The sequence below is a fragment of the Chloroflexota bacterium genome (assembly GCA_009840625.1).
Classification (GTDB): domain Bacteria; phylum Chloroflexota; class UBA11872; order UBA11872; family VXNJ01; genus VXNJ01.
Genome location: VXNJ01000014.1, coordinates 20,610 through 35,715, shown reverse-complemented (window position 1 = coordinate 35,715; position 15,106 = coordinate 20,610). Strand labels below are relative to the sequence as shown.

16 protein-coding genes and 1 tRNA gene are annotated in these 15,106 nt (G+C 65.7%); 8 read left to right on the top strand and 9 right to left on the bottom strand.

Going from position 1 to position 15,106, the window contains the following annotated elements:
* Positions 1 to 260: 260 nt before the first annotated feature.
* Together F4X41_08495 and F4X41_08490 are read left to right on the top strand one after the other, a co-directional pair.
* A complete protein-coding gene (locus F4X41_08495) occupies positions 261 to 524 on the top strand; it encodes an AbrB/MazE/SpoVT family DNA-binding domain-containing protein (GenBank protein ID MYB17049.1) in 264 nt (87 codons plus the stop codon).
* Entirely contained in the window at positions 518 to 859 is a 342-nt protein-coding gene (locus F4X41_08490; protein MYB17048.1) for an mRNA-degrading endonuclease, read from the top strand. The genes F4X41_08495 and F4X41_08490 overlap by 7 nt, the downstream gene beginning before the upstream one ends.
* 258 nt (positions 860 to 1,117) lie before the next feature.
* On the opposite strand, the gene F4X41_08485 is transcribed toward F4X41_08490, so the two are convergent.
* From F4X41_08485 to F4X41_08475, 3 genes are all read right to left on the bottom strand, one after another.
* Positions 1,118 to 3,199, bottom strand: coding sequence for a GAF domain-containing protein (locus F4X41_08485; protein MYB17047.1), 2,082 nt, complete (start codon positions 3,197 to 3,199; stop codon positions 1,118 to 1,120).
* A gap of 91 nt (positions 3,200 to 3,290) precedes the next feature.
* Positions 3,291 to 4,457, bottom strand: a complete 1,167-nt coding sequence (gene ftsZ, locus F4X41_08480) for a cell division protein FtsZ (protein ID MYB17046.1) — start codon at positions 4,455 to 4,457, stop codon at positions 3,291 to 3,293.
* 91 nt (positions 4,458 to 4,548) lie between these two features.
* Complete coding sequence (locus F4X41_08475) at positions 4,549 to 5,373, bottom strand: ParA family protein (GenBank protein MYB17045.1); 825 nt, start codon at positions 5,371 to 5,373, stop codon at positions 4,549 to 4,551.
* Positions 5,374 to 5,621: 248 nt separating this feature from the next.
* Here F4X41_08475 and F4X41_08470 point away from each other — a divergent pair, with 248 nt between their 5' ends.
* On the top strand, positions 5,622 to 6,485 hold the full coding sequence (locus tag F4X41_08470; protein ID MYB17044.1) for a dihydroorotate dehydrogenase: 864 nt from the start codon (positions 5,622 to 5,624) through the stop codon (positions 6,483 to 6,485).
* On the opposite strand, the gene ychF is transcribed toward F4X41_08470, so the two are convergent.
* A complete protein-coding gene (gene ychF, locus F4X41_08465; protein ID MYB17043.1) occupies positions 6,486 to 7,577 on the bottom strand; it encodes a redox-regulated ATPase YchF in 1,092 nt (363 codons plus the stop codon).
* A gap of 87 nt (positions 7,578 to 7,664) precedes the next feature.
* On the opposite strand from ychF, the gene F4X41_08460 reads away from it, so the two are divergent.
* Positions 7,665 to 8,471 carry a pyrroline-5-carboxylate reductase gene (locus tag F4X41_08460; protein MYB17042.1) on the top strand — a complete coding sequence of 269 codons (807 nt, stop codon included), beginning with the start codon at positions 7,665 to 7,667 and terminating at the stop codon, positions 8,469 to 8,471.
* 16 nt (positions 8,472 to 8,487) lie between these two features.
* Here F4X41_08460 and F4X41_08455 read toward each other — a convergent pair whose 3' ends face one another.
* The gene (locus tag F4X41_08455) at positions 8,488 to 9,693 is read right to left on the bottom strand and encodes an aminotransferase class III-fold pyridoxal phosphate-dependent enzyme (protein MYB17041.1); all 1,206 of its coding nucleotides are present in this window, start codon (positions 9,691 to 9,693) and stop codon (positions 8,488 to 8,490) included.
* On the opposite strand from F4X41_08455, the gene holA reads away from it, so the two are divergent.
* Positions 9,619 to 10,935 (top strand): DNA polymerase III subunit delta, encoded by a 1,317-nt coding sequence (gene holA, locus F4X41_08450; GenBank protein ID MYB17040.1) that lies wholly within the window; start codon positions 9,619 to 9,621, stop codon positions 10,933 to 10,935. The genes F4X41_08455 and holA overlap by 75 nt on opposite strands.
* Positions 10,936 to 10,945: 10 nt before the next feature.
* Here the strand turns inward: holA and rpsT are convergent, their stop codons facing one another.
* Positions 10,946 to 11,209 (bottom strand): 30S ribosomal protein S20, encoded by a 264-nt coding sequence (gene rpsT / locus F4X41_08445; GenBank protein ID MYB17039.1) that lies wholly within the window; start codon positions 11,207 to 11,209, stop codon positions 10,946 to 10,948.
* A gap of 275 nt (positions 11,210 to 11,484) precedes the next feature.
* Between rpsT and F4X41_08440 the strand changes: the two genes are divergently transcribed.
* Together F4X41_08440 and F4X41_08435 are read left to right on the top strand one after the other, a co-directional pair.
* Positions 11,485 to 11,558: transfer RNA gene (locus F4X41_08440), tRNA-Arg, on the top strand.
* Positions 11,559 to 11,727: 169 nt separating this feature from the next.
* Positions 11,728 to 12,504 (top strand): glycerophosphodiester phosphodiesterase family protein, encoded by a 777-nt coding sequence (locus F4X41_08435; protein MYB17038.1) that lies wholly within the window; start codon positions 11,728 to 11,730, stop codon positions 12,502 to 12,504.
* Here the strand turns inward: F4X41_08435 and F4X41_08430 are convergent.
* A complete protein-coding gene (locus tag F4X41_08430; protein ID MYB17037.1) occupies positions 12,456 to 12,878 on the bottom strand; it encodes a hypothetical protein in 423 nt (140 codons plus the stop codon). The genes F4X41_08435 and F4X41_08430 overlap by 49 nt on opposite strands.
* 39 nt (positions 12,879 to 12,917) lie before the next feature.
* On the opposite strand from F4X41_08430, the gene F4X41_08425 reads away from it, so the two are divergent.
* Complete coding sequence (locus tag F4X41_08425; protein MYB17036.1) at positions 12,918 to 13,295, top strand: hypothetical protein; 378 nt, start codon at positions 12,918 to 12,920, stop codon at positions 13,293 to 13,295.
* Positions 13,296 to 13,389: 94 nt separating this feature from the next.
* Here the strand turns inward: F4X41_08425 and F4X41_08420 are convergent, their stop codons facing one another.
* Positions 13,390 to 13,599, bottom strand: a complete 210-nt coding sequence (locus tag F4X41_08420) for a CDGSH iron-sulfur domain-containing protein (GenBank protein ID MYB17035.1) — start codon at positions 13,597 to 13,599, stop codon at positions 13,390 to 13,392.
* Between the two features lie 49 nt (positions 13,600 to 13,648).
* Positions 13,649 to 15,061 carry an aldehyde dehydrogenase family protein gene (locus F4X41_08415; GenBank protein MYB17034.1) on the bottom strand — a complete coding sequence of 471 codons (1,413 nt, stop codon included), beginning with the start codon at positions 15,059 to 15,061 and terminating at the stop codon, positions 13,649 to 13,651.
* Between the last annotated feature and the right edge of the window lie 45 nt (positions 15,062 to 15,106).

The window sequence follows — 15,106 nt, the reverse complement described above, 5'->3', positions numbered from 1 at the left end:
CGGCGGGAGCCCGCCGGCGTTGGAGGTTGGGCGTCCGCTGCCGACCGGGCCTAGCCGTAACCAAACGGCGGCCTGGGCCGGACTAACGAGGATGCCGCGAAATTTACCCTGGCAGCATCATCACCCCGCCTCGCGGGTATTGAAGTAGCGGTTGCATACCCCTTCGGATTGCATTTGGGCGACGGTCTGAATTGCGGGGGCTGGCGAAATTGGCCGGCTGGTTGCCGCAATTCCAACGACGTGAATCCAAAAGATATACAATGAATATCCTCAAGGAGTTGATTATGGGCGTCAAGTCACACGTTTCAAAGTGGGGCTCTAGCCTTGCCATCCGAATTCCTAAGGCGGTTGCTGAGCAGTGGGGGGTCGGCGAAGGGTCGGCGATAGAAATCGATCCAAAAGGGGAAGAGTTGCATTTGCGAAAACGGAACTTCGACCTCAACGACCTGATAAAGGAAATGTCCAGGAATCGTCAACACCCCGAGGAAGAATGGGGTCCGCCACTAGGCGAGGAAGAATGGTAGACGGCGAACCGGTCCCCGGTCGCGGCGACATCGTCTGGCTGCGTTTCGCAGACCAAGTCGGACACGAGCAAGCCGGCCGCCGTCACGCGCTGATATTGAGTCCGCGAAGTTACAACGAGCGGTCTAGCGTAGCTTTGGCATGTCCAATCACGACCAGAATCCGGGCCTGGCCATTCGAAGTAAAACTGCCGCCAAATGGACCGGTAACCGGCGTCGTTATCGCCGATCAAATCAGGAGCTTGGACTGGCGCCATCGAGGAGCACGATTGGCGACTCGGGCACCACGCTCAGTTGTGGCGGAAGTTCTCCAGAAGGTCCGATTGCTGCTGGATTAGATAAGTCTTCAAGCGTCGACCCCGGCCGCGGATGTGCGGCGGACAAAGCTCGAGAACTGGTGCTTTTGGCAAATTGCGCCGTGCCAGCCTTTCGGGTGCCGCAGCAACGGTGATGGGCCCCCTTCGCTGGCACCTCGGCGGCGACTGGCATTTCAGGTGCTCGCGAGGTTTGCGGACTGGCGTTCGGAGCCGGTTCCAACCTGATCACGGTTCGCGCAGCGATCGGCCCCGGCTGCGGCAGGATGGACGGCACAAAAACTAGGCTGGCGCGGTGGACTGTTCGCGTTCTGAGCCCAGCACAGGAATCGGCCGATTGCCGGCGCGACGCGGCAGTGGGAAAGTAACCGCGGCAACGCATCCCGCGTCATTTCGCAACGAAAAGTGGCCGCCGAGATCGGATTCGACCAACTGCTGCACGATGGTGAGGCCCAGCCCTGAATCGCGTCCCAACTCGAAATTCGCCGGGAGACCGCAACCGTTGTCGCGGACGCTGGTCTTGATCATGTCGGCGTCCACCTCGATCCGCACCCCAATGCGGCCCTTCAGGCCTACGTCGAAACCGTGACCCATTGCGTTCCATATCAATTCGTTGACCACCAGGGCGAACACCGTGGCCCGGTCCTCGTCGATCTCGACCCGGTCTCCATCGACCGAGATCTGCACCGACATCCCGGTAGCGGATGCGTCCGAGCTGGCGATTTCGGCCATCTTGTTAACGATCTCGATCGCGGTGGCCGCTTCGTCTTCCTGCGCCGACAGCAGGTCGTGGACCGCCGCCATGCCGGCGATCCGGCCGGCCGACAGGGCGAGCACCGAGGCCACTTCCGGCGACCTGGTTCGCCGCGACTGCAGGTTGAGCAGCGATGCCACCGTCTGCAGGTTGTTCTTGACCCGGTGGTGGAGTTCGCGCAGCAGCAGTTCATTGCGGTGCAGACCCCGCAGCGACTGCTCGTACAACCGGGCGTTGGCCATGGCGATGGCGGCCTGGTCGGCAAAACTGGCGATGATCCGGAGCTCCTCCTCGACGAATTCGCCAACCGCCACCGAATAGACGCTGATCACCCCGATCACCGACCCGCGAAACATTAGAGGCACGCAGATCATCGACCGGTATCCCTCGGCTTCGATCAACTCCCGCGAGACGCGCAGGCGCTGGTCGGATAGCGCGTCCTCGACTATCAGCGGCGCCCGCCGCTCCGCCACCCGTCCGGCCACGCCCTCGCCGAGTTGCAGGCGCAGGCTCCGGTAACGGGCGCTGAGCTTGTGGGCGGCGACGATGGAGAGATCGCCGGCAGATTCATCCAGCTGAAAAATCGCCGCTTTGTCGGCATTCAGGATCGCCGCGGCCTGCTCGGCGATCGTGGACAGCACTTCGGTGTATTCCAGGCGCGAAGTCAGGTTTTGCGAGATGCGCTGCAGGGTGGTCAGTTCGTTGTTGCGCTGCCGCAGGCGCTCGTCGGTCTGCTGGTAAAGGGTGGCGTTCCAGAGCGCGGTCGCCAGTTGCTCGGCCGCGGTCTCCACGAATTCGATTTCCTGGCTGGGGAAATCGCGGTGGATCCGCGACCGGATCGAGAGCACCCCAAGCAGGCGGGCCGGGTTGGCGAGCACTACCGGTACCGCCAACAGGCTGCGATAGATTTCCTCGTCCAGCGCCGGCAGAACCTTGAAGCGCGGGTCGGCCCAGGCGTCGCGCACCGCGATCGAGCGCCCCAGTTCGGCCGCCGAGCCGGAAATGCCCTCGCCGATCTGCAATCCGGCCTGACCGATCTGGTCGCGATTGAGGCCGGTCGTGCTGCGCAGCACAAGGCGGTTGGTCGTCTCGTCGAGGATCCAGACCGAGCACTCGTCGACGTCCATCACGCTCACGATCGCGTCGGCGGTGAAATCGCAGGTCTCGTTCACGTCCAACGACGAATTTGCGGCCTTGGCAATGCGCCGCAGGGCTTCCAGGCTGCCGAGCCCCGCAGAGTCCGTCTCGGCGCTCCGGCCACGGGCCTCGTAGGCGGAGGAGATCGCAGCCATGGCCTCGTTCTGCAGGTGGGCGAACCGGCGCAGCTGCTGGGCCCGGCTGGCGGCGCGGTTTACCGGCAGGAGCTGCCGCGGCAGCGCCGAATTCAGCCGCTCGGCGGCCAGGCGCAGCGCCATGCCCTGGGACCGGTTGCCGCCGCGTCCCTCGGCCGCGCTGTCGCGCAGCATCGCGTACAAACCTGGAACGTCGCAATAGTGCAGCGCCAGCTGCAGCATCTCCAGCGCGTTCCAGGGCCGTGGTGTGCCCTCGCGGTCGGTCAACCACTGGCAGATTCGCTCCAGCGCCGCCTGTTCGGGCGGGTTAGTTCCCATTGCGTCCCACGTCTTGCCCGCAATCGACCGGTGCTCACCGGTCGGTTTTTGCTAGATTGTCGGCCCCCCGCCGGGCGGCCGGGTTCGGTTCCTACTGGCGCAGGTTGCGGCGGCGGCGTATGAACGCCGGGATCTCGGGATCAAGATCGTGCCAGGGATCCAGGTCATCGTAGGCACCGGCCGCTGATTCGGCGACTGCCACCGGCTGGCTTTCGCCTAGCTCGGCACCCAGTTTTTCAAATTCGCGGTGAATCGAGTCCAGGTCCGGTGGATCGGATCGCCGCCGGGGGAGTTCGGCGGCCGGGGACGCGGCGCCGTGCGCTTGATCGGATCCGGTGGCGATGACGGTTACCGAGAGTCGGTCCCGGGCCTCCTCGTCGATTACCGCGCCGAAAACGATGTCGGCGTCGGGATCGGAGGTCTGGCGGATGGAATCCACGATCCGGTTCACCTCGTGAATGCCCAGGTCCGGCCCGGCGGTGATGTTGACGAGTATTCCGGTCGCGCTCTCCACCGGGGTTTCCAGCAGCGGGCTTTTCAGCGCCGCCTTCAGGGCCGATTCGGCCCGATCCCCGCCGGCGGCCGAACCGACTCCGAGCATCGCGGTCCCCGAGTCGTACATGATCTTGCGCACGTCGGCGAAGTCGACGTTGATGAAGCCGCAATTGGTTACCAGGTCGGTTATCCCGCGGACGCCGTTGAGCAGCATTTCGTCGGCTATTCGAAAAGCGTCGGCGATCGGCTGGGACCGCGGAACCAGCTCCACGAGCTTGTCGTTGCTGACGACGACCAACGAATCTACGTTCTGGTACATGTTCTCGACGGCAGTGCGGGCGACCCGCATCCGCATGCCCTGTTCAAATGCGAACGGCGTGGTCACGACTCCGACCGTCAATGCCCCGGCAGCACGCGCCGCGCGGGCGACGATCGGGCCCGCGCCGGATCCGGTCCCACCGCCCATGCCGGCGGTGATAAAGACCATGTCGGCGTCGGCCACGGCGGTCTCGATCGCCGACAGCGACTCGATGGCGGCCTTCTCGCCCAGCCGGGGATCGGCCCCGGCCCCCAGCCGCTTGGTCGATCGCTCGCCGATGATGATGCGCTCATCGGCGCGCGATTGTTCCAGATCCTGGGCATCGCAGTTGACGGCGACGAACGTGACTCCACCAACACCTTCGGCGATCATGCGGTTTATGGCGTTGTTGCCGGCGCCGCCGACCCCGAAGACCTTGATGTCGTGCACCGCGTTCGATCGCATGTTGGGTCCCGACCCGACCAGACCGGCCACAACATTTGAGTCGCGCCTCCGGTCCTGCAGGCGGATTGGATCAAAAGCGCTTCCGTCGCGGTCAGACACGTTCAGCCACTTCCTTTGCTAGTTCTTCATAGGATCCGATCGCCAGTCTCAGGCCCGGCGTTGAGGTGCGATTTTTCTTGTAGGCGTACAACGAGACGCCGTTGCTGGATGCTTCCAGGATCTTGCTATTGGTGGGTATGTAGGCCGAAAACGCGGTGTCGCCCCATTCCTCGCGGATGAACTCGGCGACCGATTTCTCTTCGCGCAGTCGGCGATCCAGCTTGGAGAGCAGGATTCCCAGAATTCGCAGATTCGGATTTATGTAAAGGACCTCGTTGATACTCTCCTTGAGCATCTCCAGTCCCTGCAGCGAGAAGAACCGGGCCTCGGTGGGGACCACCACGTACTCGGCCGCGACCAGCGAGTTGACGGTCAGCAGTCCCAGCGACGGGGGCGTGTCGATCAGGATGAAATCGTAATCCTCTTCGATCTTGCGCAGCTTGTCGCGCAGCCGCATTTCGCGCCCGATACGCGAAGCAAGCGCCGTCTCGACGGTCGTCATGTCCAGGCTGGCCGGGACGATATCAACCTCGATGCCCGACGCGTCGGCCACGCGCAGGATCGGGAGCGCGCGGTCGCGGTCGATTAGGGCCTGAGTCAGCGTCTCGGCAAGATTGCGTTCCAGCCCGAAAGCGGCGGTCAGGTTCGACTGCGGGTCCATGTCGACCAGCAGCACCCGCTTTTCGTCGCGGGCCATGGCAACGCCCAAATTCGCGGTCGTGGTGGTCTTGCCTACCCCGCCCTTTTGGTTGGCGACCGCAATTTTTGTTGCCAATGAACAACCGCTTCCGAAATGCCCGACGCCGCATCGATTCACAGATTTGCGCCAGCCGCCGCAGGTGACAAAATTATGTTATCACCGCAAGTGCGAATTCAGGATTTGTAATTACAAATCCAGCATTTCCGATCGCTTCTTGGGGCCGTACCGTAGTCTTGCCCGGGGCTCGGCAAGGTTAGATTGCCCATAACGCCCCGCAGGGGAGGATTTGCTTGCCAGGCGCCGGTACCGACCTCCCCGTCCACATTTGCGCCGGTGATCGGCCGTTGCGGATTTCAAACCCGGTTATGACCGCTTCGGGCACGGCCGGGTTCGCCGACGAACTGGCCAGGGTGAGCGACCTGGCTGCCATCGGTGCGGTCGTTACCAAGACCGCGACCTCCAATCCGCGCGAGGGAAATGCCACTCCACGCACCGTCGAGACGCCTTCCGGGATGCTCAATTCGATCGGGCTGCCCAATCCCGGATTGGAAGGGATCGTGCGCAGCTACCAGCGCCGCTGGCAGGCTATGCCGCCGGCGGTCGTGGTCAGCCTGGCCGGGTACTCGCTGGCTGAATTTGCAAGTATGGCCAGGATGCTTGAAGGCGTTCCCGGGGTGGACGCAATCGAGGCCAACTTCTCCTGCCCGAACGTTGCCAACGGACTCGAATTCGCAACCGACGCTGACCTCCTGTCGGCCGCGGTCGCCACGATCCGCGACAACTGCTCGCTGCCGCTGCTGGCCAAGCTCTCGCCGAACGTGACCGACATGCGGCCGCTGGCGTTGGCCGCGCAGGCGGCCGGGGCCAACGGGCTCACGATCATGAACACCGTCCTGGGCATGAAGATCGACCCGGCCAGCCGCAGGCCGCTGTTGGGCGGGGTGTTCGGCGGACTGTCCGGCCCGGCCATCCGGCCCCTGGGAGTCCGCTTTGTTTTCGAGGTCTACCCCGAAGTCGATATTCCGATCGTCGGGGTTGGAGGGATCTCTGGCCTCGAGGACGCCCTGGAGTACATCCTGGCCGGAGCGGCCGCCATTCAACTGGGCACGATCAATTTCGTGGCCGCCGACCGCGCCGCCCTCCTGGCCGAGGGGATCAAACGCTATTGCGGAGAGGCCGGCGTCGATTCGCTGGCCGACATCGTCGGGCTGGCCCACCGCGGCGGGTAGTCAGCCGGAGAAGAGGATGTTGACAAGGTCGCCGTCGGCCAGCCGGTAGTCGCGTCCCTCGCGCCGCAGGCTACCAAGCTCCCGGGCCCTGGCCAGGGATCCCAGTCCAATCAGTTCGGCTGCCAAGATGACCTCGGCCCGGATGAACCCTCGCGCCACGTCGCTGTGGACGGCGTCGGCCAGCTGGTAGGCGCTGGCCTCGGGACCGATCGACCAGGCGCGCGCCTCGCGCCGGTTGGCCGTGTAGCACGTCCGGATCTGCAGGGCGCCTCCGGCGGCGGCCGCGACCCGGCGCGAAATCGGCCCTTCGGCGATGCCGTATTCGGACAGCAGCTCCGATCCCAGATCCGGTTCCAGCTCGGCCGCTTCGGACTCGAGTTCGGCGCTGACTCCGACCAGCGGCCAACGGCAATTTGCCTTCAATTTGCTCCAATCGCCCACCGTCGAATCGGCTGTGTTGGCAACCACCAGGAACGGTTTGCGGCCGAGGAAGCCGAAACCGCGCAGCAGCTCGGTTTCAGGCGCCTGAAGGCCCAATTCAGCCAGCGAGCGCCCGCCGCCCAGGTGATCGACGATCCGGGAGAAAAGGTCACGTTCACGCTCCAATTGGGCGCGCTCGGCGCGCGGCGCGCGGGGCAGTTCGGCCCGGATGCGTTCCAGTCTGCGTTTGGCCAACCCCAGATCCCAAATATTTAGTTCCTCGCGCACGAGGTCCAGCGTCGGATCGAGCGCCGCTAGTGGATCCGGTTCGGCGTAGAGCCCCAGCACCAGCGCCAGGGCGTCGAACGCGGCCAGGTTGCCGAACCACTCGGCCTGCCCGTGGGCGTCGCCGAGGCCGGCCTGGCAATCGACGAATTCGATTTGGGCCGGGCTGGATTTGGCCGACCCCAGCAATTGCGCCAATTCGTCCAGCTGCGGGTCATAAAGCACGACCCGGCCCCGATCGGCGGACAGGCGGGGCGAGAGATTGGTGCGATGGCGGGATTCGGGTGCCAGCGCCCGCAGCAGTCGGCTGCGCCCGGCGCCGGGCGCACCGACCAGGGCGACGCTGGGCAATCCATAAATCGGGTGCAATCGGCGGGTCCGGGGGATGGTAAAAGCTGCATCGGGACCGCCCCTACACTTAACCTAGGAACGGTTAAACCGATTCTTGCTAAAGGCTCGCCCTAAGGACCGCTCATGGCAGGCAGAGTCGCCTTCATCGGCGCCGGCGCGATGGCTACGGCCACCATTCGGGGCTTGATCCAATCCCAGATTTGCGCTCCCGATTCGATCCAGGCGTGCGACCCGTTGCCCGCCGCCCGCGAGGCGCTGATGGAGGGCACGGGAGTGAAGGCGTTCGCCGAGTGCGGCCCCTGGATGGCGGAGGCCGATACGGTCATCCTGGTGGTCAAGCCGCAGCACCTGGAACAGGCCGCCGCCCAGGCCGCCGCCCACATCAACGAGAGCCAGCTCGTGATCTCCTTCGTGACCGGGGCCAGGCTGAATTCATTGACTGCCCACCTCGGCCATCAGCGCGTGGTCAGGGCGATGCCCAACACCGCCGTTCAGGTGGGCCGCGGATTCACCGTATGGACGGCTTCCGAAGCAGTATCCGAATCCAGCCTGGCCCGGGTCCGCGAAATCCTCAACGGATTGGGCTCTGAGCTCTACACCGCCGACGAACATCACATCGACATCGCCACCGCGGTCAGCGCCAGCGGTCCGGCCTACGCTTTCCTTTTGCTGGAATCATGGACCGACGCAGGGGTTTTTCTCGGCTTGCCGCGCGACGTGGCCCAAAAGATGGCGATGGAGACGATCGCCGGATCGATGGCGCTGGCCGATGCGACTGGCGCACACCCGGCGGTTCTCAAATCGCAGGTGACCTCGCCCGGCGGGACCACCGCCCGGGCCCTGCAGGTGTTTGAAGAAGGCGGGATTCGCGGACTGTTCGGGCGCGCCATCAGGGCCGCCCACGAACAGTCGATCGACCTCCAGACCTAGTCCGGCGGGCCGCCGCCTAGTCGAGCTGGCCGGCCCTCTTCAGTCCTTCCAGGCTGGCGCGGACGGCGTCAACGGTGGCGTCGATATCGGCATCGTCGAGGGCCGCCGACAGCATGCCGCCGTGCGAGCCGATGTGCACGCCGTTCTCCAGCATCAGGCACCCGAATAGCTTGCTCGGACCGGTTCCGGCCGAACCGTACTCGCCGTTGAAGGTGATGTGGAAGAAGGAGTGCGAACCGTAGGATCCGCCGGGCACGCCGGCCTCGGCGAACGCGGCGTCGATTCCGTCGCGCAGGCGGTCGCCCAGCCGGTTGATCTTGGCGTGAACCTTACCGTCGGCGATGTATTCGAGCACCGCGGCGCCGGCGGTCGCCGACAGCGGGTTGCCGTTGTAGGTGCCGGGGTGGGCGATCCGCTGCCCGCGGTCCCACACTGAATCGCCGCGATATTCCAACCGCTCCAGGAACCGGGCCTGTCCGGCCACTGCGGCGCCAGGGAACCCTCCGGCCATGATCTTGGCCATCGTCGTCAGGTCGGGAACGATGCCAAACTCGCCCTGGTAACCGCCGGGCCCGAAACGGAATCCGGTGACCACCTCGTCGAAGATCAGCGGGATCTGGTGGGCCGCGGTCAACTCGCGCAGCCGCCGAACCCACGACAACTCGGTCGGGCGCCAACCCCAGCTGCCGCCGGAAGGCTCCAGGATCACACCGGCGATATCGTCGCGCGAACCCAGTGTGTCGGCGAGCAGGTCTTCATCGTTGACCGGGATCGCCAGGACCTGGTCGCGCACCGCCTGCGGGACGCCGGCCGAGGTCGGGATCGCGAACGGCTCCTCGTAGGCGACGATCGCGTATTCGTGCCAGCCGTGGAAATGGCCCTGGAATTTGAGCACCTTGTCGCGGCCGGTTACCGCGCGGCACATGCGCATGGCCATCATCGTGGCTTCGGTCCCGGAAGAGAGGAAGCGGACGAATTCGGCCGACGGCACCAGATCAAGGACGCGCTCGCCCCAGCCAATCACCTGTTCGTGCGAGGCCCCGAAATGAGTGCCCCGCGCCAGTTGCTCGCGCACCGGACCCAGGATCGCCGGGTGGTTGTGTCCGAGCAGCAGGGCGCCGTGTCCGACGATGTAGTCGATGTAGCGATGCCCGTCGACGTCCCACTTGTGGGCACCTTCGGCGCGCTCGATGTACACCGGGAACGGGATCGAGATCCGCATGTCGTGCTCGACTCCGCCGGCCAGCACTCCCCCGGCGCGTTCGGCAAGCGCCGCGCTCCGTGGACGAGCCGCCGCGTAGTCGGCGATGATCTGTTCCGCGTTTCTGATTGCGACCGCCAACTTTTACCGTCCTGTCCTGAAAATCGGATCCCCTGCGCTGGCCTGATTGTAGGAAGGGGCCCAGTTTTGTGCCAGCAAGCGTTCGGGCCCATAGACTGCGCCATGGCACCCGGCAGTCAGAACGTCCACCTTGTCATCGGCGACCGCGACCAGCGCATGCAGCAGGTCGTCAAGGGCCTGCTGGGTGACTCTGGCGACGGGGTGAACCTGACCCGCCTCGACGGGCAGGAAGCCGATCTTCAGGAAGTCTCGACCGCGTTCCTCTCGCTCCCGTTCATGGGGTCGGCCCGCCGGACGGTGCTGGTCGAAAACCTTCCGCCGCCCACCCGCAGCGGTCCCTTCTGGCGCTGGCTAGCCGAGAACCTGGGCCGGCTTCCGGATACGACGGAGGTCGTTCTGACCGTCAGCCTGGACGGGATTACCGGGCGCGAGCGCTCCGGACGCATCCGCGCCGCCCAGACCCTGGAATCGGATCGCCTCAGAGTTCATGCCCTGCCCGCCCTGACCGGCGACCCGCGGTCCGGCCAGAACGCCCGCCGCTGGGTGGCCGACCTGGCCCGCGAGGGCGGCGTGACGCTGGACCCCGAAGCGGTCGAACTGCTGCTGCGACAGGCGGAACTGGATGGCAACGTCCTGGCCCGGGAGGTCGAAAAACTCTCCGCCCTGGTCGGGTTCGAGGGGCGGGTTTCGGCAAGTCACGTTCGCTCGGTCGACCCGCTGCCGGCGCACGTGGTGGTCTGGGATTACATCGACGCCGTGGTCGCCGCCGATCCGGCGCGTGCGGCCAGCCTGCTGGCCGGTCTACTGGAGGAGGGCGAGGCTCCGGAAGCGTTGATCGCGATGCTGGCGGCGCGGGTTAGGCAACTGATTACTATCCGCAGCCTGATCGCCGCCGGTGCCGATTACGGCGCGGTGGCCAAGCGCGCGCGAACCTCGCCGGGAATGGTGCGGAGGGCGGCGCCCCAGGCGATGGGTTTGGGAGAGGCGGATTTGCGGGCCATGCTGTCCGCGATCGTGGACCTGGACGAACGCTCCAAGAGCGGGCGACTGACGATCGGCGGCCTGGCGGCCGGATTGCAGACCCTTACCGTGCGGTTCTGCTACCGCTCTTTCCGCAACTAGGCCGGTTCCGCTAGGCGCCGAATGCCTTGGCGAAGGCGGCCATTAGGCGTGACTTGCGCCGGGCGGCGTTGTTGCGATGAAGCACGCCCTTGCCGGCGGCCTTGTCGAGCTGCTTCACGGCCTCTCCGACCGCCCCGGCGGCGGCCTCACGGTCACCCCCGGCAATCGCCCGGCGGGCCTTCCCGACCAAGGTGCGGGTGGTGGTGCGGAAAAAGCGGTTGCGCAGGCGGCGGGCCTGCTGCCGGCGCACGACTTTGGCGCGCTGGCGTTGCATCCGCAGATTTCGGGGCGATGGCATAGAGGAATTAGGGAGCTGGAAAGAAAGGCGGGCTGCGCCGCCAAACCTGGCCGGGGGCGGCGCGCAGACGAATTATAGATGGATTGGGGATTCGCCCACGCCGGCCGACCACCGATTTTTCAGGGTTCAGGGCGGTCCGTCCGGGTGCCGCCCAGGGATCTGCTGCCGGGGAACGGGAATCACGGACAAGCCACATGTTGAAGTTCTCGATCGGCAAAAACGCCGGTCGCGCTGGCGGATAATTCTGCCGCGCGCCCGTAGCTCAGCGGATTAGAGCACTGGTCTTCGGAACCAGGTGTCGGGGGTTCGAATCCCTCCGGGCGTACCCGGTCACCGCGGACTTACCCTGTCCGTCCGCCCGTTGTCGGGCGATGTATCGGCAGGTCCGGCTTGCCCGCGATCGGGGATGGCGGCAGACTTGGGCTGGATTCAGGATCGACGAGGCCTAGGCGGGCCGAGTCGGCGCGCCCTGATCGAACGATTGGCCAACCCGATTGAATGCAGTCAACATTCCCGCGCACCGGCCGCTGCTGGTGGCCCACCGCGGCGGGGCCGGACACCGGCCCGAAAACACCCTGGCGGCGATTGAGCACGCCCTAGAACTCGGTGTCGAAGTGATCGAGGTGGACGTGCGCTGCAGCGCCGATCGAAACCTGGTCCTCCTACACGATGATGCGCTCGACCGGACAACCAACGGTTCAGGGAATGCCGGCCAACAATCGGCCGAGCAACTTGCCGGACTGGATGCCGGTTCGCATTTCGATCCGCGGTTTGCCGATCAGGGAGTGCCGACCTTGGAGGCGGCCTTCGAGCTGGTCGGGGACCGCGCCGGTTGGGATTTTGACCTGAAGGACCGCAACGCGGTGGTCCCATTGCTGGCGATGATCGACCGCCTGGGATTGCGCGATAGCTGTTGGCTGACCGGCATGCGCATCGCCGACGTCCCGCTGCTTGTCCCGCACCGAGTCCGCACGCTGCCCATCCTTTTTCCGCATTCGGGCGAAGCATCCGATCTCCTCGCACCATCTGCTCTGGCGAGTACGGCGGGAGCCCTGGCCGACGCCGGAGCCTGCGGCTTGAACGTCGATCATCGGCTCGTCCGGGGACCCGCGGTCGCCGAAGCGCTGGCCAAAAAGGGAATCGCGCTGTGGACGTTCACCGTGAACCGGGCCGACCTTTATCGTGAAATGGTTGCCGCCGGAGCGCGAGCTATCTGCAGCGACTATCCCGGCGACATGCCCAGCGACGCGGACGGAGGCAAACTGCATTGATCCGCCGGCTGATCCTGTTCTTCCTGCCGGTTCTGCTTATCGCCTGCGGACCGGAGGAACCGGCGCCCGAACCCGCGGCGACGGCGACGCCGGTTCCCACGATCGAGGCCGCCCCCGTCACAGCTACGCCCGTCCCGGCCACCCCTTCGCCGGAGCCGGTCGATGACCGCCCCAACCGGCCGTTGCCGGAGGAGGAAGGCACGCTGCTGGATCCGGGCGTCGCCTGCGCGCCCGCCGATCCGGCCGCGCTGGACGCGGCGCCGGCGTATGCCGCCAGCCTGCCGTTTTCGGCCCAGGCCTGCCTGACCGCGATCGCCCTTCCCGACCGGCGCGAGGTCCTGCTCGGCGCCGGCGGAGAGTACGTACCGGTCCACACCGCCCAGATTGGACCCGGTTCTGAGATCCTGGCCCCCTTGGCCGGCCAGATCGAGTTCCGGATCATGCAGTCGGACCTGCCGCCGGGATACCACCTTTACGGAGCCGGGTCGCTGCGCATCACGATCCGCCCGCAGGGAGAGGACGGCCAGGGAGTTGAACACAATCCGGTCATCTACCTGTACGTGCCGGGTGACTCGGCACTGGCCGCCGAATTCGCGGACCGTCCGGGAGCGTCGGCCGGGGCGGTCGTGGAACGCCGCCAGGTGATCGTCGAATCGATCGGCGGGGCGGCCCTGGACCCCGAGGGTGGCGATCACGATCTGGTCATCTTCTACGAAGCCGACCAGAGCTTCGTCGACCTGCTGGCCTCGGGATCGGAGATTTTCTGGGTCGGCGGGACGCCCAAGGTCTAGGGCGGGGGACGGCCGCGGTCGAAGGGAACGCGAACGATTACGGGCGACGGCGTTGCCGCCGCCGCCCGTACAGGTTCCCTAGTCGGTTGGGGCCCTAGGCGGCGCTGGTTTCGTCGTCGAATCCGCAGGCGCGGTGCGAGCCGTCGCAGAACGGCTTGTTTTCCGAGGCTCCGCAGCGGCAGAGGGCTATTGAGTCCTTCTCCACCGGAAACGAATTGCCCCGGGCATCCACCAGCTCGATTGAGCCGGCGCCCTGCACCAGTAGCGGCCCGCGCCGTGAAACGGTAACTTTTACGTCAGCCATTTGCACTCCTTTGCAAGGGTTGGTCGGGCGAACCCGATCCGGGCGGGTTCTAGAGGTGGAGCACGACCATCTTGGTCTCGGTCATCTCCTCGACCGCGTAGCGCGGCCCCTCCTTGCCGTGGCCGGAATCCTTGACCCCGCCGTACGGCATCAGGTCGGTGCGCCATTGCGTGCCGAAGTTGATGTGCAGGTTGCCGGAATCGACCTCGCGCGCAAACCGCATTGCGTTCCCGATGTTTTCGGTAAAGATCGCCGCCGAAAGGCCGTAGCGGGTTCGGTTGGACAGGTCGATGGCCTCGTCGATCGTTTCGACCGGGGTCACGCCGGCCGCCGGCCCGAACAGTTCGTCACACGAGAACTGCTGAGCGGGATCGATGTCGGCCAGGAGGGTGGGTTCGACAAACGCGCCCTCGCGTCCGCCGCCGGTAACCAGGCGCCCACCGTCGGCGACCGCCTGGTGGATCCACTGCTCGACCCGGACCGCATCGCTCTCGCGGACCAACGGGCCCATGGCGGTGCTCTCCGAACGGGGGTCGCCGTATTCGATCTTGCTCACCGCATCGCCGAACGAGTCGACGAAGTCAGAGTAGATCGAGCGGTCGGCGTAGATCCGCTGGGTGGAAATACAGACCTGGCCGGCGTTGGAATATCCGGTGGTGAGCAGGGCCGCGTTGACCTTTTCGAGGTCAGCGTCGGGCATGATGATCACCGGCGAATTGGAACCCAGTTCCATGGTCACGCGCTTGATGCCGGCGGCGTTGGAGATCGCCTCGCCGACGTCGCGCGAACCGGTAAACGAGATCTTGCGGACCCGCGGATCGGAGACCAGGGCGTTGCCGACCACGCTTCCGCCGCCGGTAATGGTCTGGACCGCCTCGGGCGGAACGCCGGCGTCCAGCAGGATCTCGCACAGCCGCAGCGCCACGACCGGCGTGTCGGAAGCCGGCTTGTTGATCACGGCGTTGCCCCCCGCCAGGGCCGGTCCGACTTTGTGGCAGACCAGGTGCAGCGGGAAATTGAAGGGCGTGATCGCGGCCACCACGCCGCAGGGCACGCGGATCGTGAATCCGAACTTGTCGCGAACGCCCGGCCCGCCTTCCAGCGGGATCACCTCGGAACCGAGTCGTTTGGCTTCTTCTGCCGAGAGGTAGATGATCTCGGCCGCGCGGGCGGCTTCGACGCGCGCCTCGTTGATGATCTTGCCCATCTCGTGGGTAATCGTCTGGGCCAGGTCCTCGCCACGCTCGACCATCAGGTCGGCCGCGCGGTGCAGCAGTTCGTAGCGCTCGAACCCGGTCATCGCCGCCATCTTCTGGGCGCCGACTTCGGCGGTCCGAATTGCGCGGTCAACATCCTCCACGGTCGCCGCCGGGACCGTTTGATACACGGAGCCGTCCCAGGGCGAAAGCACCTCGAACTGGTCCGAACCCTCGGTCCATTCGGCGCCGACATGCATCTTCATCACGTTCAGATTCCTTCTAGCTTGGAAACTACCAGACACGCTTTA